The following is a 26,633-nucleotide window of genomic DNA, read 5'->3' as shown; positions in this document are numbered from 1 at the left end:
TGTGCCTGTACCAGCAAAAAACTGGGTTACCCATTATTAACCGGGAAACGAGTAAAACTTGCCAAAGGATTTTTGTAGTTGATAAAGCTTTCAGCCACGGTCAATGCCTCATCAATTACATGATGCATATCCAGATAGCGGTAAGTAGCCAACCTGCCAACAAAGGTTGTATTAAACTCAGATTGTGCCCTTTGCTTATAACGGGCAAGTATTGCTTTATCGGCAGGTAACGATTTAGGATAAAAAGGAATGTCATCACCTTCGGTTTCTTTACTAAATTCTTTAAAAAAAAGGCTCTTGTCATGATCTTCCCAAGGGGTAAAATGTTTGTGCTCATGTACCCTGGTGTAAGGCACATTTTTGTCGCAATAGTTTATAACAGGGTTACCCTGGTAATCGCTTCCATTATAAATGAAACGCTCAAAATAAATGGTACGATAGCCAAGCCTACCTTCGGCATATGAAAAATAGGCGTCAATGGCGCCTGTATAAAAAATGTAATGGTATTTTCCATTCCACTCCCGCTCGTAACGCGTATTTAATTCAACGGTAATGGCCGGATGATCCAGAATGTTTGATATCAAATTAGTATAGCCGTTTCTTGGTATTCCCTGATAATGAGTATGATAATAGTTATCGTCGTAGTTAAACCTTATGGGCAGCCTTTTTAAAACATCAGCAGAAAGTTCTCTGGGATGGCAACCCCATTGTTTAATTGTATAGTCGAGAAAAAACGTTTCATAAATTTTCTTTCCAAGCATTTTTAAGGCCTGTTCTTCAAAATTCCTTGGCTCTGCTATGGTTTTATCCCCTAATTGTGCTACAAATTCTTCTGCCTCACGAGGGTTGAAAGTTTTACCGAATAACTGGTTAATTGTTAACAGATTTATGGGTAGTGAAAACACACCAGCTCTTGTTACCGCCTTCACCCTGTTAGTGTAAGGCATAAACTCATCAAATTTGTTTACATATTGCCACACCTTCTCATTGCTGGTGTTAAAAATATGAGGGCCATAAACGTGCTCCATAACGTTAGTTTCATTATCACGCTTAGTATGACAATTGCCCGCAATGTGATTGCGTTCATCAACCACCAAAACATTATAATGTCCGCTATCTGCCAATTCCCGCGCAATAACTGATCCGGTAAAACCCGCGCCAACAACCAGAATGTTATGCATTAACTGAAGTTAAAGTTTTTTCCGCGTAACTTTCCATAGAAGACCCTAATAAAACGCGAAAGAAAACCATGGTCAAATTTCCGTATTAAAAGAATTGTGCTGATAAAGGTTTTTTTTGACATGGCATTGTTCTTTACCGCAGCCATAAGTAAAGCCAATCTTTCGTCAAGTGCTTTGTTATAAGCTATACTTTTGGTTACAGAGAAATTCTTGTGAATATGAGATAGAGTTTTTATCTGTTCCAGAAGTAATCTGTTAGTAAAACGGGATCTCGCGTTTAGATTGTGATTACGCTGATAGTTCAACGGCGAAGAACAATAGGCAATGTCAAATTTTTTTAAGACAGAAACATAAATATGCCAATCCCCGCAAATTTTGTAATCAACATCTTCCCATTTAATTTGAGAAAAGCAACGTTTATCGAATAGGACAGCGCTTGCGTTGGGTATGGTACACTGTACTGACAAAAATTCGGCAACTTCCTTTTCACCTTTGTTAAAAAAATCTTTTTCCCATTTTATCGGGTCTACACGTTTCATCCACCAATCGCTCTCGTCGTACACTACACCGTTTTGGTCAACCGGAAGCGATTTACAATAGGCCAATCCAATGTCCATCTCATTGCTTTCGAAAAGCGGCAACATCCTTTTTAGAAATTCAGGGTCAGCATAATCATCACTTTCTGCAATCCATATGTATTTACCCTGTGCTAAACTTATTCCTTTTTGCCACTGTTTAAATGTAGAGCCACTGTTCTGGCTATTAAATAATACCTTACTTATCTTAGGGTGGCCCTTATATCTTTCGATATTATCAACGCTATCATCCTTTGAAGCGTCGTCAAGTAAAATGATCTCGAAATTTTGATATGTTTGATTGAGTATACTTTCAATACGCTGAGTTAAAAAGGCAGCATGGTTGTAATTGGGTATAATAATAGAAACGAGCATTAAAAATCTTGGTAATTAGACTCTGAAAGTTTTAGCGACCAACTATTTGAAATGTTTGCTGTTTTAATGTAGTGCAACTGCTCATTTGTTAAAGTATCCGTACATTGATACCAACTTAAATGCCTTGCCAAATAGGGGCTTGCTGTCCTTATTCCTGATAAAAAATTCCTATGAATAAGATTATTATATGGTCTGTATAACGCGAATGTTGTATCTATATCGGCGTCGTAAAGACCCGGGGATATTTCTGTGGTCCAGTATTTCCTTTCCCAGTCAATTACTTTTTGTTTCAATTGATAATGTTCTGGTATATCATCAATTCTCAAACCGAAGCCAGCTTTAGTTACGCCGGGATGCTGATCTAATATATCTATAAATTTAGACATAAAATCATCCGGGCAATTTTCATCAGGAACAATGTCGGCATCAGTGACGGCATAATATCCCTCCGAAAATTTTTTATTAACAGTTGAAATGCGCCATAAAGCCATATGGCCGTAATTATAATTTAGCCTGATCACATTAGCATTCGTAGTACGGTAAAACGCAAGCAATGGCTCATAGTCTGAGTTATTGTCCAAAATATGAATATTATAATAGCCTCTGATAGTAAGGCTATTAATAAGCATCTCAACCGTATGCAACTGATTATAATTGATAATAATTATGGGTATTGTCTTAGGGGCTTTGATTTGAGCTTTTACTGTTGCACTTGTTTTTGCTTTTACGTTAAATATAGCATCCCTTATCACATTAAAACTGCTTGTTTTCTTTATTGTTCGCCTTAACATATTTACAGGATGTAAAAGTGTTTTATCTATGCCCAGTAGATATTTATCAGGTTTAATCGGGAATTGTTCTTTTTGTATGTCTGCACTATCAATTTTAGCTAATATCTTATTGATAGCATTAAGCTTTTTCTTACTTATAAAAAAAGTACCCCTCGGAAAAGCCCTATTAAATTGCCTTTCAAAAAAATATAAAAAAGATTTATACTGGTCATCAATGTTAAAAGGCTTTTCATACGAGTTATAAACGTCGGTACCTTTATCGTAAATACCGAGATCTATGGCACATTCTATGAGTAATTTATTATTTAAAGTCCTTAGCGTTTTACTGTAAATTACAATCCATTCCTCTAAAAATTTATTCCAATGATTTATAGTTTTGCTGTCATCGTGCATGCGGAATCGAGATAACGTTTTTTTTATGTAACGCATTTGACTGTTTAGTGCAAAGCGTATGAAAAGATCCACATCAAGGCAATAATGAAATTTTTCGTTTAACAAGCCTTGGTCATCAATTAGTTTTTTCCTGAAAAAGCATGAAGGTTGGGAATAGGGGAATTGCCCAAGTTGCTTCGCTTCGAAATCTTTTAAATCAATTTGATTTGTATAACTTTTTTTTTCAGTGAAAAACAAGCAGTCTCCAAATATGAAATTTACTGAGGGATTTTCCGCAAATATTTCCCCAATTAACAGTAAGGTTCCGTCCTCATATAAGTCATCTGAATTCAGCCACGTAACCACATCTCCGGTAGCTCTCAACAGCCCTTTATTTATCGCCTCGGCCTGGCCGTTGTCTTTTTCACTCCTCCAAAAGCTTATGTATTTATTATATTTTCTTATTATGTCCACAGATGCATCTGTGCTTCCCCCGTCAATAATTATAAATTCTAATTTTGGATAACCCTGGTTTATCACGGAAAGTATGGTTTCCTCCAGAAATTTGCCTTGATTAAAGGAGGGGGTGATGATTGAAATTTTAGGGTAGTTATGCCCCATCTTTTTTTGCTTCTTTTAAACGTGCATTAACAGCTTCAGGGTTTTTAGTTGCTATAAGATTTTGATATGGGTAATAGGCTTTAAGTTCAGAAAATTTAATGCTGTTGCTCTGAGGGTCAAACTCATACCACTTATACCCTTTATCAACTAAATAATTATACAACTCTTTACAACTGTAGCCAGCTCTAAACATGTTTTCTTCAGTAAATTCGATAAGAAATGTCGCTTTAAATAAATTGTTATCAAATAGTCGACGCATACCTTCAAATACCTTTATTTCCCATCCTTCAACATCAATTTTTATGAGAGAAATATGGCTTATCTCAATACTATAACTTTCAATAAATTCATCCAAAGTAACTACGGGTACAATTATTGAGTCTTTTACTTCGATATGTTTTAAATTAGCAAACGAGTTCCACGCATCATAACCATTAGCAGCTAAATTTAAATTAAGCTCGCCTGCTTGGTTCGATAACCCTACAGGCTCTATATTTACACAATCCACCAATTTGTTTAAAGCAACATTTTCGCGTAACCTTTTAACTGTTGCTGGAGTGGGCTCAAATGCATACACTTTACCTGTTCCGTTTAGAGTGTGAGCAGCAAATAATGTATGCATGCCAATGTTTGCACCAACATCAAAAAATATATCTCCCTGCTTTATGAAGCGACTAATGAATAGTTCTTCATCATGCTCAAATCCCTCAAATATGAGTTTTGAAAGTAAGCTATCTTTGTGAAGAATTATTTTTAAAGAATTAGACAATTGATATACAAATTTATCAGCATTCAGAACATTTTTGTCCCAGGCAGAGAGTTCGTTTTTTTTTCTTCTTCGATTATATTTGTCTAAAACGTTAATTACTTTTTGAACAATGTATACGTCAATTTTTTTCATGTTCAATCTCCCATTTTAAATTTATCGCAAGGTATCCGGGTCGGGAATCTGAATAGAGCTGATTTATACCAGTCATATTAATTATCTCTATTAAAAGCTGATGATCCCTAAATGACAACCATTTAATATTGTGTATTCCGATTGTTGGCGTAATGATATATTGACCCTCGTTTAAGAAGCACGCGGGTATATGAGCAATCATCCTGTATTTTCCTTCTTGTAACGCTTGGTTTTCTGACAAGCTATCATCATGAAAGGTCCTGAAAATGCATTGTTCTGTCGATCGGCTTATTAACTCAAATCCCAGTCTGAGGCCATCAATCGGGTTTTTAATATGAAATGTAAATTTTAATTCTATTTGTCGTCCCGAGTCAAAAGATCTTTGGTTTTGGTAATGCGGTATTATTTCAAAACCATGCAAAAAAACATTGTCATCACTCTCTTGGGCATTAAAAAAAACGCTTAGCCTTTCTTTAAAATTTTGTCTATCAAGTAAATAATCATCTATTACAGACTTGGTTTTTGCAAAGCATACTAATTGGCCGCTTTTCAAATAGGCCGATGTATCGCAAAGTTGATTGATAAGCCCCATGTTGTGACTAACAAAAAGTACCGTTCTACCTTCGCCTTTGCTTACATCTCCCATTTTGCCAAGGCATTTTTTTTGGAATTCGGCATCACCTACAGCCAGCACTTCGTCAACGATGAGTATTTCAGACTCCAAATGCGCGGCAACAGCAAATGCAAGCCTTACATACATTCCTGACGAGTATCGTTTAACAGGGGTGTCAATATAACGCTCTATCCCGGCGAAGCTGACAATCTCGTCAAACTTGCGTTTAATTTCTGCTTTGCGCATGCCAAGTATAGCACCGTTGAGAAAGATATTTTCCCGGCCTGTAAGTTCTGGATGGAATCCTGTTCCTACCTCAAGCAAACTGGCAATACGGCCTTTTACTTTTATATTACCGGTTGTTGGCGACGTAACCCTGCTCAGGATTTTTAGCAATGTACTTTTGCCGGCACCGTTTCTTCCTATTATGCCAACCGCATCACCTTGTTCAATTTCAAGGTTAATATCCTTTAAGCTCCACACAATATCGCTCTCGCCCGCTTGGGTACGGTCGTTAGTCTCTCCTATTTTCAGAAAAGGATCTTCTTTGCCGCGCAACAATGCCCAATATCGTTCAAGGTCACGGGAAATGGTACCGCTACTGAAGTCGCCTACCTGATACGCCTTTGAAAGATTTTCTATCTTGATCGCTTTGGAACCCAAGCTGATGTCTGTTTAAAGCTTCGCCGCCTCAGTCCCATTTTTCAGGGAAGAGTTGACAATAGGCATCCCCAACTCTTAATAGAGACTCAGAGTTAGGGCACTCCTTTGATTTGCGAAGATAATAGTTTTAAAATCCTGCTACAGTTATAAATTCGGGTTTTTATAAAAATAAAATATCCTCTACCAAAAATCCTGTTGTAGCTTCACTTAAAGGGAATCAAAATTCATAAAACTCTTATCTAAAGGGCAAACATTTATCAGATTAAAGAGTAGTTACAGTTAGTAAAAATTTAAACGACTTTTAATCTGAATGTTACCATGAAAAAAATCACATCGTTAGCGAGCTTTGGTATTTTTATCTTGCTCTTATCTGCCTGCCAGTTCAGTGTTGGCACTAAGAAGGACATTAAAACCGGATTATCTTTATCTTATAATGGATTTAAAGCTGACGATGCATATTTGGTTGATGCTACCGGCAAACGCATGGAAAATAATAAAGTGCCGTTAAATTCCAATTTCTCTATTGTTGTTACAGGTGTTGGCAACTATACTTTAAAAGATGGCAAGGCTTACCCCGGCTGCGAGATAACCGTTAAAGATAAAAGCGGTAAAGTAATGGGTACATTGCCTGATGTGATGTCTGAAGCTGCTAAAAACGGCCTCGATCCTAACGGTGCAGTAACGCTAACTGCCACAGTATCTATGTCGCCGCCATTTAAAGTTGGCGAAACATACCATGTAATAGCCCGCTTTTTTGACAAGCAAAATGCCAAGAGCAAGCTTACGGCAGAGGTGGATGTAGTGTTGCAATAGTATTTAAGAGCATCAGAATAAGTAAAGCAGCTGTTTTACCCAATAAAATTTTGTTCGGATGATTTTTATTCCAAAAAATAAAATTATCTATTGACAAAACAATTTTTACTTGTACATTTACGCCATAACAAATACAATGAACACACAACGTGCATATTTCTGGGGTTTCTACTTTTACTTTAGCAGTAAGAGCCGGGACTGATATGTACAAAAAACATAAAAGAAAAAACTGAAAAGTCCCGGCCCAACAAGCCGGGACTTTTTGCTTACTGGGCATTATGAAAACTGATAAACCAAGAGTTGCCATACAAGGTATTCGCGCTTCCTTTCACGAAGAAGCCGCCTTTAGATATTTTGGCGAAAACATCGAGGCTATAGAATGCAACTCTTTTAAGCAAACATTTGAGGCGCTTAAAAATAAGGAGGCTGATTATGTGGTAATGGCGATAGAAAATAGTATTGCCGGCAGCATATTGCCCAACTACTCGCTCATGATGAGCTACAGCTATCCGGTAGTTGGTGAAGTTTACGTACCCATTCAACTACACCTGATGGCTTTGCCGGGTGTAAAGTTTGAAGATGTGAAATATGTCACCTCCCACCCTATCGCGATCCGTCAGTGTATCGATTTTTTTGACGAATATCCGCACCTGAAGATTGTGGAAAGTAATGATACTGCTGCGTGCGCAAAACGCATCCGTGACGAGCAGCTAACAGATACTGTTGCTATAGCGAATACGCTTGCAGCGCAACTTTATGGCTTGGATGTATTAGAGCGCCGGATTGAGTCTAACAAGCTAAACTTCACCCGTTTCCTGGTATTGACCACGCATGAGAACAACAAGCGTAAAGGCCCTGCAAATAAAGCCTCGTTATGTTTCCAGGTAAACAATGAGGTGGGCGCGCTTGCCAAAGTGCTTAACATTTTTAGCCAGGAAAATGTGAACATGAGTAAGATACAAAGCATGCCGGTTTTAGGCAAACGTAACGAGTATAACTTTTATGTTGATATTGAATGGGAAGACAGCAAGCAATTTGATAACGCCATTCGCCAGATCCTTAAGTATACACACAACTTCAACATCTTAGGAGAGTATCAGCGGTACGAACAGGATAGTACACCAAAGCCAAAAGAGAAGAACGTTAAGAGATACATAACCGTAAAGAAGAGAGCATAGGTCTTTAGTCGGGATTCCGGAAAGTCGGAAAGTCCCAAAGACAACAATTTGAACTAACAAACTAATAACACATATAAACATTAAAACAACCGGACTTGGCGGACTTCCGGACTAAAAATTAAAAAACACGATATGAAACTGAATTTAAACATACAGCCCTTAAATACCTGGATAAATAAAGAAGGTAAACAGCCTTTATTGATTGCAGGCCCTTGCAGCGCCGAAACTGAAGATCAGTTGGTGGCAACTGCCCACTTATTAGCGAAAACCGGTAAAGTAAGCGCATTACGCGCAGGTATCTGGAAACCACGTACCCGCCCGGGCGAGTTTGAAGGTATTGGCAGTATTGGTTTAGAGTGGTTAAAACGCGCTAAAGAAGAAACAGGCTTGCCTACTGCTGTTGAAGTTGCTACCGCAAAACACGTTGAAGAAGCTTTGGCTGCAGGTGTGGATATCCTTTGGGTAGGTGCTCGTTCAACTGCAAACCCTTTCACTGTACAGGAAATTGCTGATGCCCTTAAAGGTATTGATGTACCTGTAATGGTTAAAAACCCGGTTAATCCCGATCTTTCTTTATGGGTTGGTGCTTTAGAGCGTATCAACAACGCAGGTATTACCAAGCTTGCTGCTATTCACCGTGGTTTCTCATCATACGAAAAATCAGCTTTCCGCAATGAACCAATGTGGGATGTTGCCATCAGCTTAAAAACTTTGGTGCCTGAGTTGCCAATCATCAACGATCCAAGCCACATCACCGGTAACCGCGACCTGATAGGTTATATCTCTCAGAAAGCTATCGACCTGGATATGCAAGGTTTAATGATCGAATCACACATTGACCCTACCGTGGCCTGGACAGACGCTAAACAACAGGTTACCCCTGCTGCATTATCTGACATTATTGATAACCTGGCCTTACGTAAAGCTGAAGTAAAAAATACCGAGGTTAAAGATAAACTGGCTGAGCTGCGTGCGCAAATAGATAAAATTGACGACCTGATCATCCAAAAAGTTGCTGAGCGCATGACCATTGCAGAGCAAATTGGTAAATACAAAAAAGATAACAACATCACCATTTTGCAGGTTAACCGTTGGGAAGAGATCCTGAAGAAAACCACTGATTATGGTAAGGCCTTGAAATTAAGCCCTGAGTTTACCGAGAAATTGTTAGAGCTGGTACACACAGAATCTATTCGTCGTCAAGGTTTAATATTAAACGAGGGTATAGAGCAACCAAAAGAAAGTTTAACGCATGCGTAATTCGCATCATTCCTGCCCTTCTCCAAAGGAAAAGGGTTAATTGAGGTTACAAATAACAAAAGATACTTAAAGTCCTCTCCTTTGGAGAGGATTTAGGTGAGGCTACTATGGCAAAACATAACATCGTACTTACTAAACAAGGCAAAACTGCAAACGGCACCATACAACTTACCGGCTCAAAAAGCGAATGTAATCGCGCGTTAATTATTGAAGCACTGAGCGATGGTAAAGTTAAGGTTGAAAATATGTCTGACGCTGCGGATGCGGTTCTTTTAAGGGATATACTGAAATCAGAGATTAGAGAACAGAGATTGGAGATTAGTCAAACAAATTCACTAATCTCTGATCACCAATCTCAAATCTCCACTATTGATATCGGCCCAGCCGGTACTGCCATGCGTTTTTTAACAGCGTTTCTTCCCTTGCTTAACAAAAACATCGTTTTAACTGGTTCTGAACGGATGCAGCAGCGGCCGATCGGTATACTGGTGGATGCCATGCGCAAGTTGGGGGCCACAATTGACTACGAAAAAAAAGATGGTTATCCGCCAATCAACATTCATCCTGGGTTTGAGCAGCAAACAAATGTCATCGAGATAAAAGGTAATATCAGCAGCCAGTACATTACTGCGCTGTTGCTTATCGCCGCAAAATTGCCGCAAGGTTTAGAACTGCACATTCAGGGTGAGCTTACCTCAAAGCCATATGTGGAAATGACCTTAGCCATGTTAAACCAGGCGGGCATTAGACATACATGGGCCGATAATGTTATCGCTATCCAACACCAGGATTTTGCGGAAACAACCTTACTGGTTGAACCGGATTGGAGCGCTGCTTCATACTGGTACGCTATTGCAGCCTTAAGCGACGAGGCAGAACTTTTCCTGCCGGGATTAACATCATACAGCCTGCAGGGCGATAGCGTTATCACGGAGATAATGGCTAATTTCGGGATCACATCGGTTTTTAAGGATGGCGGCGTTTATTTGACAAAAGAGGCTAAACCTATCGTCCGCAAGATATTTGATATGAAGGAATGCCCGGATCTGGCGCAAACGGTTATCGTAGTGTGTGCTGCTTTAGGGCATGAGGCAACCTTTACCGGGCTTGAAACCTTGAAGATCAAAGAAACCGACCGCGTACTGGCACTGCAAACCGAGCTGGCTAAGATCGGTGTTAAGCTGATAGAGAAAGGACAGGTTTACAAACTAGATTGCAGTGAACGCAACCTGCCGCAGCGTATGTTCATCAGCACGTATGATGATCACCGCATGGCAATGGCCTTTGCACCATTGGCTATCCTGATACCTGAACTGGAAGTAGAAGACGCCGAAGTGGTCTGCAAATCATATCCGGCGTTCTGGTCTGACCTTGAAAAAGTAGGTTTCAGATCAGAAAAAGTGGCTTAAACGTGGTGTTCACGTTCACGGCATGAACGCTTGTGAACACCGTGAACACTTTTGAACGCTTGTGAACGAAACTGGATCAATAATAAATCCATGTCATTGCGAGCGGTAGCGTGGCAATCTCCTCGTTGATATAAACACCAGGGGTTTGCCACGTTGCTACCCTCCTCGCAATGACATGGTTTGTAGAACAACAATTATTAAACTTAACTAACATAAATCCCCCTTTAGGGGATTAGGGGGCTATATGGCAGGTAACTCATTTGGGCAATTATTCAGGATAACAACATTTGGCGAATCACATGGCGAGGCTATCGGCGTAATTATCGACGGCTGCCCGGCGGGTGTTAATGTGGATCTGGATTACATACAGGGCGAACTCGATAAACGCAAGCCCGGCCAGTCTAAGATCACTACCCAACGTAAGGAAAGCGATACCTTTAAAATACTTTCGGGTACTTTTGAGGGTAAAACCACAGGTACGCCCATTGCCATGCTTATCCCGAATGAAGACCAGCGCTCAAAGGATTACAGCCACAACGTAGATGTATTCCGCCCATCACATGCTGATTACACCTACGCCACCAAATACGGCATCCGCGACCATCGTGGCGGCGGCCGTTCATCAGCTCGCGAAACCGCAGCACGCGTTGCAGCAGGTGCATTGGCTAAGCTGTTGCTTAAAACGCAGGGTATCGATATTGTTGCTCATGTAAGCAGTGTTGGCAAAATTGATGCACCAAACGTTTTTATTGATAGTGCTGATGAATTTATCGCGCAGCGCGAACAAAACATTGTACGCTGTGCAGACCCTGCCACTGCCGAAGAGATGATCGCTTTTATTGACGGGGTTCGTAAAGATGGAGATACCGTTGGCGGTAAAGTGAGCTGTTACATCAAAAACGTTCCGGTTGGTTTGGGCGAGCCGGTATTTGATAAGCTGCATGCCGACCTGGGTAAAGCTATGCTGAGCATTAACGCCGTACACGGTTTTGAATTTGGTTCAGGTTTTAGCGGTAGCGAAATGCGCGGGTCTGAACACAATGATATTTTTCAGAAAGATGCAAACGGTAAAGTAACCACACGCACCAACTTCTCGGGTGGTATACAGGGCGGTATCAGCAACGGTATGCCTATCGAGTTTAAGGTTGCCTTTAAACCGGTTGCCACCATTATGCATAATCAGCAAACTATTGATGGCGAAGGTAACGCCGCAGAAATATCAGGCAAAGGCCGCCATGATCCCTGCGTAGTACCGCGTGCCGTACCTATTGTTGAGGCTATGGCTGCCTTGGTAATTGCAGATCATTTGTTGCGCAACAGAAGCGCTAAATTGTAGCGAAAGGCTGAAAGCTTAAAGCAAAAAGCTTTCGGCTTTAGTCTTTCAGCTTTAAGCCTTAACCCTGCATAAGACAATGCCTTCCATCATCCAACTTTACAAAAAAGCGTACAGCGGGCTCGCACGTTACAACTGGTACCTCAGCCTGGTAATGCTCATCAACCGTAGCGGTACCATGGTTGTGCCTTTCATGACCATCTATTGCATCAATCAACTGCATTTTAGTGTAGCGCAGGCAGGCTATATTATGGCCTTGTTTGGCGCAGGCGCCATAGTTGGTGCATACGTTGGCGGCTGGCTTAGCGATAGGATAGGCTTCTATGATATGCAGGCAGTTACTTTGTTAAGCGGTGGTGTAATGTTTATTGTTGTGGGCTACCAAACAACCTTTCTATCGCTGGGGATAGCCACTTTCATCTTAAGTTTTTGCAACGAAGCCTTCCGCCCTGCCAATTCCATGGCCGTGGCCCATTTTAGTGCGCCCAAAAACAAAACACGCTCATACTCACTGCATAGGTTAGCTACTAACCTGGGCTGGGCAGTTGGCGCAGCGCTTGGCGGCTTGCTGGCATCGTTCAATTTTAACCTGTTATTTTGGGTTGATGGTTGCACCAATATCTTTGCTGCATTGGCATTAATGGCGCTTATCCCTCGCTCCTCTGTCGCCAAGCCGGTTAAACCTCATCCCGATGAGGTAAAGCCAACATCAGCCTATAAGGATAAGGTTTTCCTAATCTTTGTTGTGCTTATAACATTCTTTAACCTTTGCTTCTTCCAGTTTTTTGTGATGGAGCCCGTATTTCTAAAGATCCAATGGCATTTCAATACCCGGCTTATCGGTTTGTTGCTGGCATCAAACGGCATCATCATCGCACTGGTTGAGTTGGTGATGATCAATTACTTGGAAGGCCGCCGCCACATGCTGCAATATATTGTTTATGGCATCCTGGTTACAGGCGGAGGCTTCACATTGCTGAACATATTGCCGCCGCATGCTGCTTCGGGGGCTTTGGTAGTCGGTATCATCACATTCGGGGAAATGGTTAGCATGCCTTTTATGAACTCATTTTGGATCTCACGCTCCGGCGAACGAAACCGCGGGCAATATGCAGCGTTGTATACTATGTCGTGGTCGGCAGCGCAGGTGTTGGCACCAATATTAGGCGGGCAAATTATTTTATGGGGAAGCTTTACCCTATTATGGTACGCTCTTGGCGGTATTTGCCTGGTTGTTGCATGCTTTTTATGGCTGCTGTACAGGATAGCTTACCATAAACCGAACGACAGGCAACCAAACATGAGTATCTGATCCTTCAATCGAAACTATGAAACGAGTACTGATATTAGACCTTGATAACACAATCTACCCCGTAAAATCCATATCTGCAAAGTTATTTGAGCCGCTTTTTGAGCTGATAGATGAGCGCCTGGATGATGCACAAGCTGCCCTTAAAGCCAAGGAAGAACTTACCCGCCGCCCATACCAGCATGTTGCTGATGAGTTTGGTTTTGGTGAAGATGTAAAACAACAGGGACTTGATCTGCTTCGCGATGCTACCTACGATGAACCCATGCAACCTTATCCGGAGTATGAAACTTTGCGCAAAATTAAAGCAGACAAGTTTTTGGTAACCACAGGCTTCACGAAACTACAATTGAGCAAGGTGAAGCAATTGGGCATCAACGGAGATTTTAAAAAGATTTACGTGGTAGACCCGGAGCAATCTAACCTAAACAAAGGTGATATCTTCAGGCAGATAATGATGGATAACGGTTATGATGCCGAAGAAATCCTGATCATCGGTGATGATCCGCAATCTGAGATCAAATTTGCTAAAGAGGTAGGTATCGATACCTTTTTATTCGACCCGGAAGACCGTTATACAGACAGCCACGCCACTTATCGCGCTAAGGATTACCGCGACGTTGCAGGCATCGTCAATCAATAGCTTTATTTGCTTTAAGCACATTTACCGTTACGATCAATTGCCCCAAATGCCGCATGGTGTGTTCCGCAGCGTGCGTGTACAAGCCGATAACTGTTGATGGCAGTTGCTTACGGCCCACCCCTCTGAAATTGGTGAGTGTATTGGTATCTGTTGCCGATAATACCCTTATCGCTTCATCAACCTGGCGGTAAAATGCATCTGCCAACTCTGCTGATGTGTATACTTTATTGGTCGGGTTTCCTTCATTTGAAAGGTATTCTAATTGCATTTCGCTTAACTGCTTGGCTTGTGCATAAGTAAATAACCTGTTGATAACACCCGTTAAATGCTGTAGATGAAACCCGGGCGAAGCCATCCCGGCTACCTTCTGCCAAAGCGACTTATCAGGAAAATCTTTCATTAACGTACTTATTTCCTCTTTTGCTTGAAGCAAAGCATGTGCAACCGGCTGTAACAACGCAGGTATATTATCGAGCGGGCCGCGCAGCCAAACTTCGGGCAGATTTCTATCATGCATATTCAAATATAAAACCGGCGGTTTATGATCGTGTCGGCTCAGGGCAATTATTTTTGGAATAAGTATTGCAATCAGCGTTTCATCTACTTAAACATTTTTCAAAGATGCGTAACTATACACTCAAAAAGTCATTCCATTTTTTATCCGTAACCCTGCTAATTGCAGCAGGCCTCATTATACAAAGCTGTACTAAAAAAAGCCGCTCAGATCTTGGTGCCGAACTTTTTAAAAAGACCCAAAATAAAGTTTTTAAAGATGCTACACCCGAAGGGCTTGAAGTAGTATTTAAAGATATGCTGCAAAAACAAAAAGGGCAGCTTAGCCAGCCGCAAATCATCACTGTATTTTATGAAGACAACAACTATGATCCTGTTTTTGTGATGGACCATATTTTTAATGGCGATGTTGACCTTACTGCTAACTATTTTGAAAAGGCCGGCCAGCATGGTCTGGATCCGGGTATGTTCAAAGCCGAGCAGATAAAAAAACTCGTAGCGAAATTTAAAGACAAAAAAGCTATCAAGAACCTTGATGAGGCTTACCGCGACATTGCCCAGTTAGAGATCTTGACTGCTAACTCATTGCTTAACTACTCAAATGCTTTGCAATTTGGTATGGTTAGCCCACGCAAGATCTACCAGCGTTATTACATGGCTACCAAACGCCCGGATAGTACATCAATGCTTGCTACATTGAAAGCAAGCAACTTAAAGGCATTTTTAGATAGCATTCAACCTAAAAACCCACAATACCTGGCGTTGCAAAAGGCGTTGATGGCAGGTGGTGCTGCTGAGGGCATGAGTAAAGAAGAAACTCAACGCTACCTGGTAGTGAACATGGAACGTTTGCGTTGGAGAAATAAACCGTACGAAGAAAAATATGTGATCGTAAATATTCCTGATTACCGCCTGGATGTAATGGAGAATGGTCAATCAGCTTTAAACATGAAAGTTATTGTTGGTGAAGGTCGTAATACAGATAATACCATCTCGTTAGCTGAATATAACGAGAGTTATAAAATTGACCGCCCTTTTACAAGAGAGACGCCACAATTGAACAGCCAGATCTATGCTGCGCAGGTGAACCCGGTTTGGAATATCCCGGAAAGCATTGCCAGCAAAGAGATAATGGTTGAGGCCGGTAAAGACCCTTACTATCTGGAAAACAAGGGGATTGATGTTTACAGGAATGGTAAAATAGTAGACGACCCGGAAACCATTGATTGGGGAAGCGCAAAACCTGGCCAGTACGAGCTCAAACAACGCCCAGGCGATCAGAACTCGTTGGGAAAGATCAAATTCCTGTTCAAAAATAATAGCAGTGTTTACCTTCATGATACACCTGCCCGAAGCGCATTTAATCAAAGCATGCGTGCCTTAAGTCACGGTTGTGTACGTGTTGGCGATCCATTGGCACTGGCTAAAAACCTGTTTGGCGATACCCCGGCTTACGATACCATTGCCAAAGATATGGATGAGCCTAAGCCGTCTCCTACCACTTTAGATCTATCTAAAAAAATACCGGTGTATATCACATATGTAACCTGTTGGGTTGATGCAAATGGCACACTACAATATCGCCCGGATGTATATGGCTTAGATGCCGTGCTTTACGGTCACCTCAAAAAGTTCCTTGCGGATACTGATACATTGGCAACGCTTGCCTCATTATAAAAAAAGGGGCTCCCGATTTTCGGGAGGCCCTTTTTCTATGCCTAATAAGCGGTTATAGTTTTGCTATGGTCGATGCAGAAAGGGTATCAACTGCAGGTGTTTCCTGCATTACAAAATTGGTTGGTGCAGTATCGTCAAGCAGTTTTGACGTATAGTTGCTATCGTTACCGTTAATATACAATAACGAACCACCTTTAATAGTATTGATCACCGTATTTGATACCTCCGGTGATACTGCAGGGCAACCAAAGCTACGACCTAAACGCCCAATCTGGTTGATCGTATTCTGGCACACGTAGTCTGCAGCGTGTATAACAATACCACGGGCACGTGCTGCGCTGTTTATACCAGCTTCCAACCCATCTAAACGTAAAGAACGGCCGTGTTTGCCAAAATAAATATCGTCAGTTAGGTAAAAGCCCAAACTGCTCTCGTGCGATTCATTTGTATTAGAAAAACGGCTGGCCATATCATCGCCACTACCCTGCCCATGTGCAACCCAGGTATTTAAGACAAGGGATCTGTTGAGGATATCAACTATCCACATGCGTTTAACACGGCTTGATTTATTAAAATCAACAACGGTTAAATAATTAACGCTGTGCAGTTTGTTGTTCAGTTTCAGATTTAAATAGCCTGTAAATGCTTTCTGGAAAACAGAAAGGTCCATTCCGCTTTGCTGCAAATTGGCCGTATTGTACACATCGGCAACATATTTTGCAAAAAGTTCTTTAGCAGTAAATGATTTTAATGATTTGTTTTTAATTGCGTCTGCCGGCTTCCAGCTTATAATTGCTACAGATATAACAAATAAAACGCAAACAATCCACCACAAGTTTTTCCTCATACTTTATCCGGTTTAATCAATAAGTTTATGTTCGGGTAACGCAGATTAGGTTGCTGCAATTGTTACAAGTATTTCAAATATACGCTTAAAACAGAAATAAATTGTCACTAAAGTCTAATTTACTACTTTAATGACAATTTATTGCTTTAAAGATTATCGGAAAAGAGGTCTGGAATTTATTTATTCCAAGTGATCTTTTCCTCCAAAGGCACCTTGCGTTTACCTTCCGGTTGCTGATCCGTATAGCCTAAGAACAGTACACCTAATACAGAATCTTCTGCACCTAAGCCAAAATGTTCTGCAAAGGCCGGTTTAAGTACCATACCACCGGTGCTCCAAAATGCACCTATGTTTAACGCGGTAGCACCTAAAAGCAGGTTCTGCACAGCGCACGATGTAGCAATTATCTCTTCAAAAACAGGGATTTTAGGCAGGTCGCCGCGTTTTTGATAAGCTATAATAACGTGTGATGCTGCATTTGCCTGATTGCTTAAGTTATTGTAAACAGTTTCGTTAAAGCTTTCGCCAGGATTTGCTGCCTTGTAAAGCTCGGCATGCTGCTTACTGTAATGTGCCGGTTCCTCAAAAATAATAAAACGCCAAGGCTCAGTATTACCGTGGTTAGGCGCCCAGTCTGCCAGTTCTATTATTGATGCGATGTGGCCGTTTGGTATTTTATGGCCATTCATGGTAGATGGCTTAATGGTACGGCGGGCCTTGATGTTATTTGCTATTACTGAAAAATTATTATCCATTATTATGATGTTTTAAAGTGGGCGAAATTACGATTTTTTGGCTTGCAGTAAGTAATTCAACATCGCATTTAGTAGCCTGTTTTTAGGTTTTTGTATATTTTTTTAGTCACTTTTAAACCGTTTAACTCGCGTCATCGGCATACCAACTACTGTTTGGCATCTTAAAACCCATATTTGTTTAAATGCTTATTAAAAGATAGTTAGAGGCACTTTTAAGCACTACCTATGGTCATTTCCGGGCTTCTTTTACAACAAAAGGCTCTATGGCACCTTTGTTGACTATGCCCTGTAACCCGTACTATATAACGTAGCTACGATAGTTTTATTAAAAACAATCAATATGAAATTACATTTAAAAAAAGCATCGTTATTAGCATCATGCCTAATAATTGGTGGTAAATTATTCGCACAAACCCCCGACGCTAATTTAGACACTAAAAATTACGTACAGCCATTTTCAGGCGGCGGTTCGTTCCGTACCTGGACAATAGGTGTGCATGGTGGTTTATTAACTCCGTACACTATCTTCGGTACAAATGGTCGTCAGGATTTCAGAACACCGCAATCAGAGATCGGTTACGGTGGTTACATCGCTAAACAATTTTTACCTGCGTTTGGCTTACAGGCTGATTTCTTAAGAGGCCAGGTTAGCGGTACAAATTCACAAGCGGCAGGCCTTATTTCTGAAGGTAGCAGCTTTAACACAAAATTAGATTGGAGCGCAGCATTAAAGGCAAACTTTACTTTAGCAAACATTAACTGGTTTAACCGCAAAGGTGCTATACAACCTTATTTAAGCGCCGGTGCCGGTTATATGGGTTACAAAACCACAGTTACTAACAACACACCAGGTGCTGCAACAGTATCTACCAATGGTACCAACAAAGAATGGTTTGTACCGGTAGGCCTTGGTTTCAAATTTAATGTGGCATCAGGTGTTAACATTGATTTGGGTTACCAGGTTAACTTTGTACAGGCTGATAACTTTGACGGTGTAAACGCAGGTACAACCAATGACAGGTTCTCTTATGCACACATCGGTTTAGAGTTTGCTTTAGGTAGCAGCAAAAAACCTCAATTGTCTGCTTACAACCCGGTAAACTCAATGCGTACCGAGTACTTATGGAAAGCACAACAATTGCAAGCACAAGTTGACGCTGAGAAAGCTAAAAATGCTGAATTACAACGCGGACTTGAAGAAACCAACGCAAACGTTGCAAAACTCACAGTTGATAGCGATGGTGACGGTGTAATTGACCTTAACGACAAATGTCCGAACACCCCATCAGGTACTAAGGTAGATGGTTCAGGTTGTCCGTTAGCTAAACCGGTAGTAGTTGTAACAGAAGAAGATCGCCGTGTGGTTAGAGATGCAATTGCAAACCTTGAGTTTGACTTAGGTAAAGCTACCATCCGCGATAAATCATTCCCAAGCTTAGACAGGGTTGCCCGCTTATTGGTTGACAAAAACTTCAGCTTGAAATTAGCAGGTCACACTGATAACACTGGTTCTAAAGACTTAAACATGCGTTTATCTAAAGACCGTGCAGAAGCTGTTAAAACATACCTTGTTGAGAAAGGTGCTAACCCATCTCGTATCGAGGCTACAGGTTACGGTCAGACTCAGCCTATTGCAAGTAACAAAACTGCAGCAGGTCGTCAGCAAAACCGTCGTGTAGAGTTTACATTGTATTAATAGATAATAATACGATCATAACAAAGGCCGCTCTCTAACAGGAGCGGCCTTTTCTTTTACATTGATAGCACGATAGTTTTGAACACTATTTGATATTATGGCTTTTTAGCAGCGCCTATTAGATCAACATCTACCAATTCTAATGACTTAACCATATTTTGAACGGTAGCTTTATATTCTTTAAAATGAGCCGTTTCAGTGTGCTTTTTGTAAGCGTCAACATCAGCATAAATTTCGAGGATAGTTATGTGCGACGGATCTTTCTGATCGGCAACAGCATAATAGGTTAGCACACCCGGCTCTTTTGCTACTGCGGTGGCCATTTGCTTTTTCAATGCCGTGTTGTAAGCATCGAGTTGTGCTGGGTCAACAGTGATTTTGGCGAGGCGTACCATTTGTTTTTTAGTTTGAGCTGATACGGTGATCGATAGCATCAACAGGCATATAGCCGAAAGGTAAAATATTCTGTTCATCATTTATTTTTTCCATTAAAAAAGCCCAACCTTAGTTGAGCTTCGTTTATTTAAAATAACGCCGGATACTTCCCGGGATTTGCTTCGTGCATTATCCTGTAAACCTTTTCTATCACGTCATCAACAGATGGCTTACTGAAGTAATCACCATCTGACCCATACGGAGGCCTGTGTTCGGCAGCCGATAATGTTTGTGGTTGTGCATCAAGCAGATAATAACCGTTTTGCGCCTCTATAATTTTTTGCAGGATGTAAGCAGAGCCGCCGCCCGGCAGATCCTCATCTACAATTAATAATTTATTGGTTTTTTGAAGCGACGCGCCGCAGATATTATCAGTATCGAAAGGATACAGCGTTTGCGGATCTATCACTTCGATGTTGATACCTAATTTTTCCAAATCAGGAATGGCTTCCATCACCACACGCAGCGCAGAACCATAACTTACAACAGTTATATCCTTACCTTCTTTCAAAATCTCAGCTTTGCCAAGCGGCACGGTAAATTCACCCACGTTAGCAGGCAGCTTTTCCTTCAATCGGTAACCGTTAAGGCACTCTATAACCAATGCCGGCTCATCGCCACGCAATAGCGTATTATACATACCTGCAGCTTGGGTCATGTTACGCGGAACGCAGATATGCAATCCTCGTACAGCCCCCAAAATAAGCCCAAGCGGTGAGCCCGAATGCCAGATGCCCTCTAACCTGTGGCCGCGTGTCCGCACAATAACAGGTGCGCGCTGGCCCCCACGGGTGCGATAGCTCAAACTGGCAAGATCATCACTTAAAACGGTTATTGAATACAACAGGTAATCCAGATATTGTATCTCTGCAATAGGCCTTAAACCACGCATGGCCAGGCCCATTCCCTGCCCTATAATGGTAGCTTCGCGAATACCGGTATCTGTGATACGCAGGTCGCCATATTTACCTTGCAGGCCGGCAAAACCCTGGTTCACGTCCCCAATGGCACCAACATCTTCGCCAAAGGCAACAATGCTTTTATCGCGCTCAAAGTTTGCATCAAAGCAAGCATTAAGCACTTCGCGGCCATCCATCACTTTGGCATCATCTGCATACTGCGGTGCAATAACAGGCACATACAAAGGCGATTTAGGCGTATCAGAGAACAGTTTAGAGTTATAACGCTCTTTGTTCTTATCATTTTCTGCGGCCAGCCAGCTAACAAGCGAATTTCTTGCATCCGATGGCTCATTGATAGTTAAACGTAAAGCTTTACGAACGGTGCCAACCGTATCTTTCCTGCCCGGATCAACACATGTTTGCAAGCCCGACATCAACTTTTGCAGTTCGTCGCGATGTTGTGATGGCTGTGCAATAGCATCAAGCATTTGCAATACCTGGTGCATCTCTTCCTTTATCTCGGTCTCAAGCTCATTCCAGGCTTCTTTTTGCGAGTTGCGCACATGCTTTTTGGCTTCAGCTTCCAAAGCATCAATTTCCTCATCAGTGATAATGGCCGATTGGATCATCCATTTGCGCATCTGCACCAGGCAATCGTGCTCCTCTTCCCAGGCCAGCCTCTCTTTGGTCTTGTAGCGCTCGTGCGATCCGGACGTAGAGTGGCCTTGCGGCTGTGTCATCTCTATTACGTGAATCAGTACGGGTACATGCTCTTCGCGGCAAAGTTTGATGGCACGCTCGTAGGTTTCGCAAAGGGCAACGTAATCCCATCCCTTTACTTTAAATATCTCGTAGCCGTTTCCTTTGCTATCGCGCTGGAAACCTCTTAATACTTCAGATATATCTTCTTTGGTAGTTTGCAGCCTTGCCGGAACAGAAATAGCGTAAGCATCATCCCAAATGGAAATGGCCATCGGCACCTGCAAAACGCCTGCGGCATTAAAGGTTTCGAAAAACAGCCCCTCTGATGTTGAACCATTACCGATAGTACCAAAAGCAACCTCATTCCCGTTTACCGAAAACTGTTTCAGGTACTCGAGCTCTTTATTCTGACGATACAATTTTGACGCATAAGCCAATCCCAACAAACGCGGCATATGCCCGCCTGTGGTAGAGATATCGGCAGAGCAGTTCATGGTTTCAGCCTGGTTTGTCCAGTTGCCATCGGCATCAACATACCGTGTTGCGTAGTGGCAATTCATTTGCCTGCCGCCTGATGCAGGGTCTTTCTCAATATCAGGATGCGCATAAAGCTGAGCAAAAAACTCTTTAAGGGTACTCATCCCGGTAGCAAACATAAATGTTTGGTCGCGATAGTAGCCGGCACGCCAGTCGCCCTTCTTAAAGGCTTTGGCCATTGCCAGTTGCGCAACCTCTTTACCATCACCAAAAATGCCGAATTTTGCCTTTCCGGTAAGCACTTCTCTCCTGCCTAACAAGCTTGCCTGCCTGCTTTCGTAGCCTATACGATAATCATCAATGACGATCTTTTTAAAATCGTCAAAACTAAGTTCGGCAGAATTGATTCCGGTAGCTGTGTTTAATGCAGTTTCTGGCATATTATATTCTGATTAGGCGGTAAAAGTAGGAAATTCTATTTTGTTTCGGTAACTGGTTAATGCAAAACGGTTAGATTTCACTTAAGTTTTGACATTATATTAAACCTTTTATATTTGTAAAGTCAAACACAAAAAAGATGAAAAAATTTATTCTGATATGCGCAGTGGTTTTAGGTTTCGCCTACACTGCATCAGCCCAAACCGCCGAATTCAAATTTAACGAAGAAAAGCATGATTTTGGTAAAATTCCGCAAGGCAAACCGGTAACCACTGTGTTTGAATTTACCAACGTTGGCACCACCCCGTTGATCTTAACCGAAGTAAAGCCTACTTGTGGCTGTACAATTGCCGATTACACCAAAACACCTGTACCACAAAACGGTAAAGGTACTATCAAGATCACTTACAACGCTGCTGTTGTATCTGCCTTTAACAAAACAATTGTAGTTACATCAAACGCTAAAACACCAACTAAATACTTAAATATTGTTGGTGAAGTGGTTGCCGGCAGCGCGCCTGCAAGTAAATAAGTTAAAAGCTTAAAAATAAATTTAGTTAAGGCACCATTAGCGGTGCCTTTTTTTGGCCTCTCCCCAATCACTTTCGATGGAGAGAACCAAATAATACCTTTCAAACAACTCTCAATTTAAAACCCTTTGCATTGGAGAGGATTTAGGTAAGGCTTAACAATAGTTGTCATCAGTGTACAGTTCGGCATAGCCATAAAAGCTTAGGAATAATTAACCTGGTCTGCGTATCTCCAATAGTTTTCCCTTTAGATGTGGCTCATTTTTTTTACTAATTTTGGCGCATGCCAAAAATTTCTCAAAAAGGGCTGCATATGCCCGCTTCCCCAATACGTAAACTAACCCCGTTTGCAGATAAAGCTAAGGCTGATGGTAAAAAAGTATATCACCTCAATATCGGTCAGCCGGACATTGAAACACCTGAGGGCATGCTTAATGCCATTAAAAATATCGACTTTAAGGTTTGGGCATATACCCCATCAGAAGGGACTTTAAGCTACCGCAAAAAACTGGTTGAGTATTACAACAAGCTTGGCTACAACATTACGCCCGATAATATTATTGTAACTACCGGTGGATCTGAAGCTATCACCATAGCCATGATGACCTGCCTTGATCAGGGTGACGAAGTAATCATCCCGGAGCCTTTTTATGCAAATTACAATGGCTTTGCCAACCAAACAGATATCGTTGTAAAACCGATTCTGTCATATATAGATAATGGTTTTGCTTTGCCGCCGATTGCGGAGTTTGAGAAGGTAATTACCGAAAAAACAAAAGCCATCATCATATGCAATCCTAATAATCCTACCGGATATTTATACTCACGCGAGGAATTGGAAGCATTGAAAGCGCTTTGCCTTAAATATGATCTGTACCTTTTTAGTGATGAAGCCTACCGAGAGTTTTGCTATGATGGCCGCACGTTTGTTTCTCCAATGCACCTTGATGGTTTAGACGATAACGTGGTAGTGATGGATACGGTAAGCAAACGTTACAGCGCATGTGGTGCCCGTTTAGGATGTTTGATCACCAAGAATAAGGAGATCATCTCTACAGGTTTGAAATTTGCACAGGCCCGCCTTTCACCAGGCATGGTGGAGCAGATTGCCGGTGAAGCTGCGGTTGATACGCCTGATGAATATTTTGAAGCGGTAAGTAAAGAATACACAGAACGCCGCGATACATTGGTTAACGCCCTTAATCAGATGGACGGCGTTTACTGCCCTAACCCGGGCGGTGCGTTTTACGTGGTAGCGAAATTACCGATTGATAACGCCGACAAGTTTTGCCAATGGATGCTGGAAAGCTTTAGCCATGATAACCAAACCGTGATGATGGCACCGGCTACAGGTTTCTACAGCTCGCCGGGCGCAGGCGCAAATGAGGTACGTATGGCATACGTATTAAACAACAACGACTTGAGTAAAGCAATGGAATGCCTTGCTGAGGGATTGAAGCAGTATCCGGGACGCACTTTATAGTTTGCAGTTACAAGTTTGCAGTTGACAGATTTAAGAATGCCCGCTGCAAACTAAAAAACCGTATATTTGTAGTTCATTTAACTGCAAACTGGAAACAGTTATCGGGAGCAACAAAAAAAATGGGGTCGACCGGAATTGACAGGATGGAGATAAATAGGTAAGCATGCAGCGCGTTGGGTGAATTAGCGCTTAAATCTGAACGCTCAAACTTACAAATGGCGAAAATAACTACGCCTTAGCTGCCTAATTTAGAATTAGAATAGCTTTTGTCCCGCCGGTTTTCCGTTCTGTTGAATCGGTATTTGGGGCATCATCAAACAGAACTGGTCTGCTTAAGGTGCGATAAGCGGACGAGATAAAGCACCTACGGATACGGTATAGGCAAGCAACTGGCCTTCCTTGTCCCGACAATTAAACAGAAGCTAAGCATGTAGAAAGCTTATCTTATACCATGTTTGGACGAGGGTTCGAATCCCTCCGGCTCCACGAAATCAGGTCTAACTGAGTTAAAAACGCTATAAATCGATGATTTATAGCGTTTTTTTTATTTTAGTCAAATGGCTATATTATTCACCAAATAGCGATAAAAAGCAGCGCAATTTGATGAGTAACATTTCAAGATTTCTTACCCACTAGGCTTGCTATTTTTACTTGATAATCTAAATTTTTAAAAATATGAGCATCTTGGTCAGGCTGATTGTAAGCTTAATGTTGTATCACTTTTTAATGTAAAAGATTATGGAAACTAACGTCAGCTTGCTTTTTTATTTGAGAAAGCCAAAAACAAATCCCACCTAATTAATTAATAATGCTTAAACTCAGACTATTTTTTACGGCGTTCATCCTTATGTCTGTCGCCTCTTCCGCATTTTCAAAACCACCCAAAAAGAAGAAATATGTAATTATCGGCTATGTAGGGGGCTATCAAGGCTTGTTTGACACCAGTATGGTTGATGCATCTAAACTTACGCACATCAATTATGCATTTGTTGATGTGCAGCAGAATAGGGCCTGGCTAACCCATGAACGTACGGATACTACCAACTTTAAAAACCTGATAAAACTCAAAAAGAAAAATCCGAACCTAAAGATCTTAATATCAATAGGCGGTTGGACCTGGAGCAGCAACTTTTCTGACATGGCTTTGAGCGATACTTCAAGGCGGGGTTTTGCAAAGAGTGCAGTAAATATTATCAAAAAATATATGATGGATGGAATAGACATTGACTGGGAATATCCCGATAACATCGGCGCAGGCAATAGGTTCCGGCCGGTAGACAAGCAAAATTATACCCTTATGTTTAAAGCATTAAGGCATGAATTAAACGTACTACAAAAAGAAACAGGTAAAAAGCTTTTATTAACGGCAGCTGTAGGAGGATTTAAACGTTTTTTGCAACATACCGAAATGAACAAGGTGGCTAATTATCTTGATTATGTTAACATGATGACCTATGACTATTTCCAGGATAGCCTGGGCATAGCTGTACACCATACTAACCTGTTCGCTTCAAAAAAATATGCTACACGAGATAACGCGGACAAAGCGATAAAAGAATATGTGGCTGCGGGTGTACCGCGTAACAAATTGGTAATGGGCATGGCTTTTTACGGGCGATCATCGAGCGTAGCAGACAGTACAAACTGGGGCTTAGGTGTAAAGACAGTTGAACACATGCGCGGAGGCGGATACACGTTTATAAAAGACAGCCTGCTTATTAATAACGCTTTCAAAGAATATCGGGACACCGACGCTATGGCACCCTATCTTTATAATAGGGCAACAAAACAATTCATTAGTTATGATAACGAGTGGTCTGTTCAAAAAAAATGCGAATATGTAAAGAAGAATGGCCTGGCCGGTGTGATGTTTTGGGAATACGCAGATGATAAGAAAGAATATCTGCTGAAACAGGTGAATACCACATTACGTGGTGTGAGTAGTAAATGATTTGAGTTTTTTGAGATTGTCTTTTTCATATAAATAGGGCTTGGATCGCTCCAAGCCCTATTATGTTATACCCGTAAAAAACTGATAAGTTCTGCGGTACAGTTACATATCCCGCTTCATCTAACAATACCAAACCAGCGTTGCAGGTCCACATACCATTTTAGTCATTATCACCACACAAATGTGCCAA

The 26,633-nt window shown here is 41.4% G+C and carries 22 protein-coding genes and 1 other RNA gene; 13 read left to right on the top strand and 10 right to left on the bottom strand.

The window, feature by feature from the left end:
- Positions 1–26: 26 nt before the first annotated feature.
- Genes glf through FPZ42_RS12270 form a run of 5 tightly spaced genes read right to left on the bottom strand, consistent with a single transcriptional unit; the run spans position 27 to position 6,092 of the window.
- Entirely contained in the window at positions 27–1,181 is a 1,155-nt protein-coding gene (glf, locus tag FPZ42_RS12290) for a UDP-galactopyranose mutase (RefSeq protein ID WP_146271804.1), read from the bottom strand.
- Positions 1,181–2,131, bottom strand: a complete 951-nt coding sequence (locus tag FPZ42_RS12285; RefSeq protein WP_146271802.1) for a glycosyltransferase family 2 protein — start codon at positions 2,129–2,131, stop codon at positions 1,181–1,183. The genes glf and FPZ42_RS12285 overlap by 1 nt, the downstream gene beginning before the upstream one ends.
- Entirely contained in the window at positions 2,131–3,915 is a 1,785-nt protein-coding gene (locus FPZ42_RS12280) for a glycosyltransferase (RefSeq protein ID WP_146271800.1), read from the bottom strand. Before FPZ42_RS12280 ends, FPZ42_RS12285 begins: the two co-directional genes overlap by 1 nt.
- Positions 3,905–4,816 (bottom strand): FkbM family methyltransferase, encoded by a 912-nt coding sequence (locus tag FPZ42_RS12275; protein ID WP_146271798.1) that lies wholly within the window; start codon positions 4,814–4,816, stop codon positions 3,905–3,907. The genes FPZ42_RS12280 and FPZ42_RS12275 overlap by 11 nt, the downstream gene beginning before the upstream one ends.
- Positions 4,803–6,092, bottom strand: a complete 1,290-nt coding sequence (locus FPZ42_RS12270; protein WP_146271796.1) for an ABC transporter ATP-binding protein — start codon at positions 6,090–6,092, stop codon at positions 4,803–4,805. The genes FPZ42_RS12275 and FPZ42_RS12270 overlap by 14 nt, the downstream gene beginning before the upstream one ends.
- A gap of 318 nt (positions 6,093–6,410) precedes the next feature.
- Here FPZ42_RS12270 and FPZ42_RS12265 point away from each other — a divergent pair, with 318 nt between their 5' ends.
- The 7 genes from FPZ42_RS12265 (at position 6,411) to FPZ42_RS12235 (ending at position 14,037) form a co-directional block, all read left to right on the top strand.
- A complete protein-coding gene (locus tag FPZ42_RS12265) occupies positions 6,411–6,905 on the top strand; it encodes a hypothetical protein (protein ID WP_146271794.1) in 495 nt (164 codons plus the stop codon).
- A gap of 278 nt (positions 6,906–7,183) precedes the next feature.
- Complete coding sequence (locus FPZ42_RS12260) at positions 7,184–8,083, top strand: prephenate dehydratase (protein ID WP_146271792.1); 900 nt, start codon at positions 7,184–7,186, stop codon at positions 8,081–8,083.
- Positions 8,084–8,215: 132 nt separating this feature from the next.
- On the top strand, positions 8,216–9,343 hold the full coding sequence (locus FPZ42_RS12255) for a chorismate mutase (protein ID WP_146271790.1): 1,128 nt from the start codon (positions 8,216–8,218) through the stop codon (positions 9,341–9,343).
- Positions 9,344–9,450: 107 nt separating this feature from the next.
- Positions 9,451–10,752, top strand: a complete 1,302-nt coding sequence (gene aroA, locus FPZ42_RS12250; RefSeq protein WP_146271788.1) for a 3-phosphoshikimate 1-carboxyvinyltransferase — start codon at positions 9,451–9,453, stop codon at positions 10,750–10,752.
- 244 nt (positions 10,753–10,996) lie between these two features.
- The gene (aroC, locus tag FPZ42_RS12245) at positions 10,997–12,088 is read left to right on the top strand and encodes a chorismate synthase (RefSeq protein WP_146271786.1); all 1,092 of its coding nucleotides are present in this window, start codon (positions 10,997–10,999) and stop codon (positions 12,086–12,088) included.
- A gap of 76 nt (positions 12,089–12,164) precedes the next feature.
- On the top strand, positions 12,165–13,397 hold the full coding sequence (locus FPZ42_RS12240; RefSeq protein WP_146271784.1) for an MFS transporter: 1,233 nt from the start codon (positions 12,165–12,167) through the stop codon (positions 13,395–13,397).
- A gap of 16 nt (positions 13,398–13,413) precedes the next feature.
- Positions 13,414–14,037 (top strand): HAD family hydrolase, encoded by a 624-nt coding sequence (locus FPZ42_RS12235; protein WP_146271782.1) that lies wholly within the window; start codon positions 13,414–13,416, stop codon positions 14,035–14,037.
- Here the strand turns inward: FPZ42_RS12235 and FPZ42_RS12230 are convergent.
- Positions 14,027–14,554, bottom strand: coding sequence for a DinB family protein (locus FPZ42_RS12230; RefSeq protein ID WP_146271780.1), 528 nt, complete (start codon positions 14,552–14,554; stop codon positions 14,027–14,029). The genes FPZ42_RS12235 and FPZ42_RS12230 overlap by 11 nt on opposite strands.
- 104 nt (positions 14,555–14,658) lie before the next feature.
- Between FPZ42_RS12230 and FPZ42_RS12225 the strand changes: the two genes are divergently transcribed.
- Positions 14,659–16,227: a L,D-transpeptidase family protein gene (locus FPZ42_RS12225; RefSeq protein WP_146271778.1), complete on the top strand. Its 1,569-nt coding sequence runs from the start codon at positions 14,659–14,661 to the stop codon at positions 16,225–16,227.
- Between the two features lie 52 nt (positions 16,228–16,279).
- Here FPZ42_RS12225 and FPZ42_RS12220 read toward each other — a convergent pair whose 3' ends face one another.
- Positions 16,280–17,074 carry a murein L,D-transpeptidase catalytic domain family protein gene (locus FPZ42_RS12220; protein WP_146271776.1) on the bottom strand — a complete coding sequence of 265 codons (795 nt, stop codon included), beginning with the start codon at positions 17,072–17,074 and terminating at the stop codon, positions 16,280–16,282.
- 176 nt (positions 17,075–17,250) lie between these two features.
- On the bottom strand, positions 17,251–17,829 hold the full coding sequence (locus FPZ42_RS12215; RefSeq protein WP_146271774.1) for a nitroreductase family protein: 579 nt from the start codon (positions 17,827–17,829) through the stop codon (positions 17,251–17,253).
- Positions 17,830–18,169: 340 nt separating this feature from the next.
- On the opposite strand from FPZ42_RS12215, the gene FPZ42_RS12210 reads away from it, so the two are divergent.
- A complete protein-coding gene (locus FPZ42_RS12210) occupies positions 18,170–19,525 on the top strand; it encodes a DUF6089 family protein (RefSeq protein WP_146271772.1) in 1,356 nt (451 codons plus the stop codon).
- Between the two features lie 95 nt (positions 19,526–19,620).
- Here the strand turns inward: FPZ42_RS12210 and FPZ42_RS12205 are convergent, their stop codons facing one another.
- Together FPZ42_RS12205 and FPZ42_RS12200 are read right to left on the bottom strand one after the other, a co-directional pair.
- A complete protein-coding gene (locus FPZ42_RS12205; RefSeq protein WP_222431577.1) occupies positions 19,621–19,998 on the bottom strand; it encodes a putative quinol monooxygenase in 378 nt (125 codons plus the stop codon).
- A gap of 50 nt (positions 19,999–20,048) precedes the next feature.
- Positions 20,049–22,481, bottom strand: a complete 2,433-nt coding sequence (locus tag FPZ42_RS12200; protein ID WP_146271770.1) for an alpha-ketoacid dehydrogenase subunit alpha/beta — start codon at positions 22,479–22,481, stop codon at positions 20,049–20,051.
- Between the two features lie 137 nt (positions 22,482–22,618).
- Here FPZ42_RS12200 and FPZ42_RS12195 point away from each other — a divergent pair, with 137 nt between their 5' ends.
- The 4 genes from FPZ42_RS12195 to FPZ42_RS12180 all read left to right on the top strand — a co-directional run bounded on the left by FPZ42_RS12195 (position 22,619) and on the right by FPZ42_RS12180 (position 26,443).
- On the top strand, positions 22,619–23,011 hold the full coding sequence (locus FPZ42_RS12195) for a DUF1573 domain-containing protein (protein WP_146271768.1): 393 nt from the start codon (positions 22,619–22,621) through the stop codon (positions 23,009–23,011).
- Positions 23,012–23,292: 281 nt separating this feature from the next.
- Positions 23,293–24,492 (top strand): pyridoxal phosphate-dependent aminotransferase, encoded by a 1,200-nt coding sequence (locus tag FPZ42_RS12190; RefSeq protein ID WP_146271766.1) that lies wholly within the window; start codon positions 23,293–23,295, stop codon positions 24,490–24,492.
- 121 nt (positions 24,493–24,613) lie between these two features.
- Positions 24,614–24,981, top strand: a transfer-messenger RNA (tmRNA) gene (gene ssrA / locus FPZ42_RS12185).
- Positions 24,982–25,300: 319 nt separating this feature from the next.
- On the top strand, positions 25,301–26,443 hold the full coding sequence (locus FPZ42_RS12180; RefSeq protein ID WP_146271765.1) for a glycoside hydrolase family 18 protein: 1,143 nt from the start codon (positions 25,301–25,303) through the stop codon (positions 26,441–26,443).
- The last annotated feature ends 190 nt before the right edge of the window (positions 26,444–26,633 follow it).

This window comes from Mucilaginibacter achroorhodeus, assembly GCF_007846095.1.
Taxonomy (GTDB): Bacteria; Bacteroidota; Bacteroidia; order Sphingobacteriales; family Sphingobacteriaceae; genus Mucilaginibacter; species Mucilaginibacter achroorhodeus.
The sequence above is the reverse complement of the archived record's forward strand: the minus strand, read 5'-3'. Positions and strand labels throughout refer to the sequence as shown.

Excerpts from the sequence above, each read along its gene's own strand:
- glf (WP_146271804.1), bottom strand. The coding sequence starts at position 1,181 with ATGCATAACATTCTGGTTGTTGGCGCGGGTTTTACCGGATCAGTTATT.
- FPZ42_RS12285 (WP_146271802.1), bottom strand. The coding sequence starts at position 2,131 with ATGCTCGTTTCTATTATTATACCCAATTACAACCATGCTGCCTTTTTA.
- FPZ42_RS12280 (WP_146271800.1), bottom strand. The coding sequence starts at position 3,915 with ATGGGGCATAACTACCCTAAAATTTCAATCATCACCCCCTCCTTTAAT.
- FPZ42_RS12275 (WP_146271798.1), bottom strand. The coding sequence starts at position 4,816 with ATGAAAAAAATTGACGTATACATTGTTCAAAAAGTAATTAACGTTTTA.
- FPZ42_RS12265 (WP_146271794.1), top strand. The coding sequence starts at position 6,411 with ATGAAAAAAATCACATCGTTAGCGAGCTTTGGTATTTTTATCTTGCTC.
- FPZ42_RS12260 (WP_146271792.1), top strand. The coding sequence starts at position 7,184 with ATGAAAACTGATAAACCAAGAGTTGCCATACAAGGTATTCGCGCTTCC.
- FPZ42_RS12255 (WP_146271790.1), top strand. The coding sequence starts at position 8,216 with ATGAAACTGAATTTAAACATACAGCCCTTAAATACCTGGATAAATAAA.
- aroA (WP_146271788.1), top strand. The coding sequence starts at position 9,451 with ATGGCAAAACATAACATCGTACTTACTAAACAAGGCAAAACTGCAAAC.
- aroC (WP_146271786.1), top strand. The coding sequence starts at position 10,997 with ATGGCAGGTAACTCATTTGGGCAATTATTCAGGATAACAACATTTGGC.
- FPZ42_RS12240 (WP_146271784.1), top strand. The coding sequence starts at position 12,165 with ATGCCTTCCATCATCCAACTTTACAAAAAAGCGTACAGCGGGCTCGCA.
- FPZ42_RS12235 (WP_146271782.1), top strand. The coding sequence starts at position 13,414 with ATGAAACGAGTACTGATATTAGACCTTGATAACACAATCTACCCCGTA.
- FPZ42_RS12230 (WP_146271780.1), bottom strand. The coding sequence starts at position 14,554 with ATGCATGATAGAAATCTGCCCGAAGTTTGGCTGCGCGGCCCGCTCGAT.
- FPZ42_RS12225 (WP_146271778.1), top strand. The coding sequence starts at position 14,659 with ATGCGTAACTATACACTCAAAAAGTCATTCCATTTTTTATCCGTAACC.
- FPZ42_RS12220 (WP_146271776.1), bottom strand. The coding sequence starts at position 17,074 with ATGAGGAAAAACTTGTGGTGGATTGTTTGCGTTTTATTTGTTATATCT.
- FPZ42_RS12215 (WP_146271774.1), bottom strand. The coding sequence starts at position 17,829 with ATGGATAATAATTTTTCAGTAATAGCAAATAACATCAAGGCCCGCCGT.
- FPZ42_RS12210 (WP_146271772.1), top strand. The coding sequence starts at position 18,170 with ATGAAATTACATTTAAAAAAAGCATCGTTATTAGCATCATGCCTAATA.
- FPZ42_RS12205 (WP_222431577.1), bottom strand. The coding sequence starts at position 19,998 with ATGAACAGAATATTTTACCTTTCGGCTATATGCCTGTTGATGCTATCG.
- FPZ42_RS12200 (WP_146271770.1), bottom strand. The coding sequence starts at position 22,481 with ATGCCAGAAACTGCATTAAACACAGCTACCGGAATCAATTCTGCCGAA.
- FPZ42_RS12195 (WP_146271768.1), top strand. The coding sequence starts at position 22,619 with ATGAAAAAATTTATTCTGATATGCGCAGTGGTTTTAGGTTTCGCCTAC.
- FPZ42_RS12190 (WP_146271766.1), top strand. The coding sequence starts at position 23,293 with ATGCCAAAAATTTCTCAAAAAGGGCTGCATATGCCCGCTTCCCCAATA.
- FPZ42_RS12180 (WP_146271765.1), top strand. The coding sequence starts at position 25,301 with ATGCTTAAACTCAGACTATTTTTTACGGCGTTCATCCTTATGTCTGTC.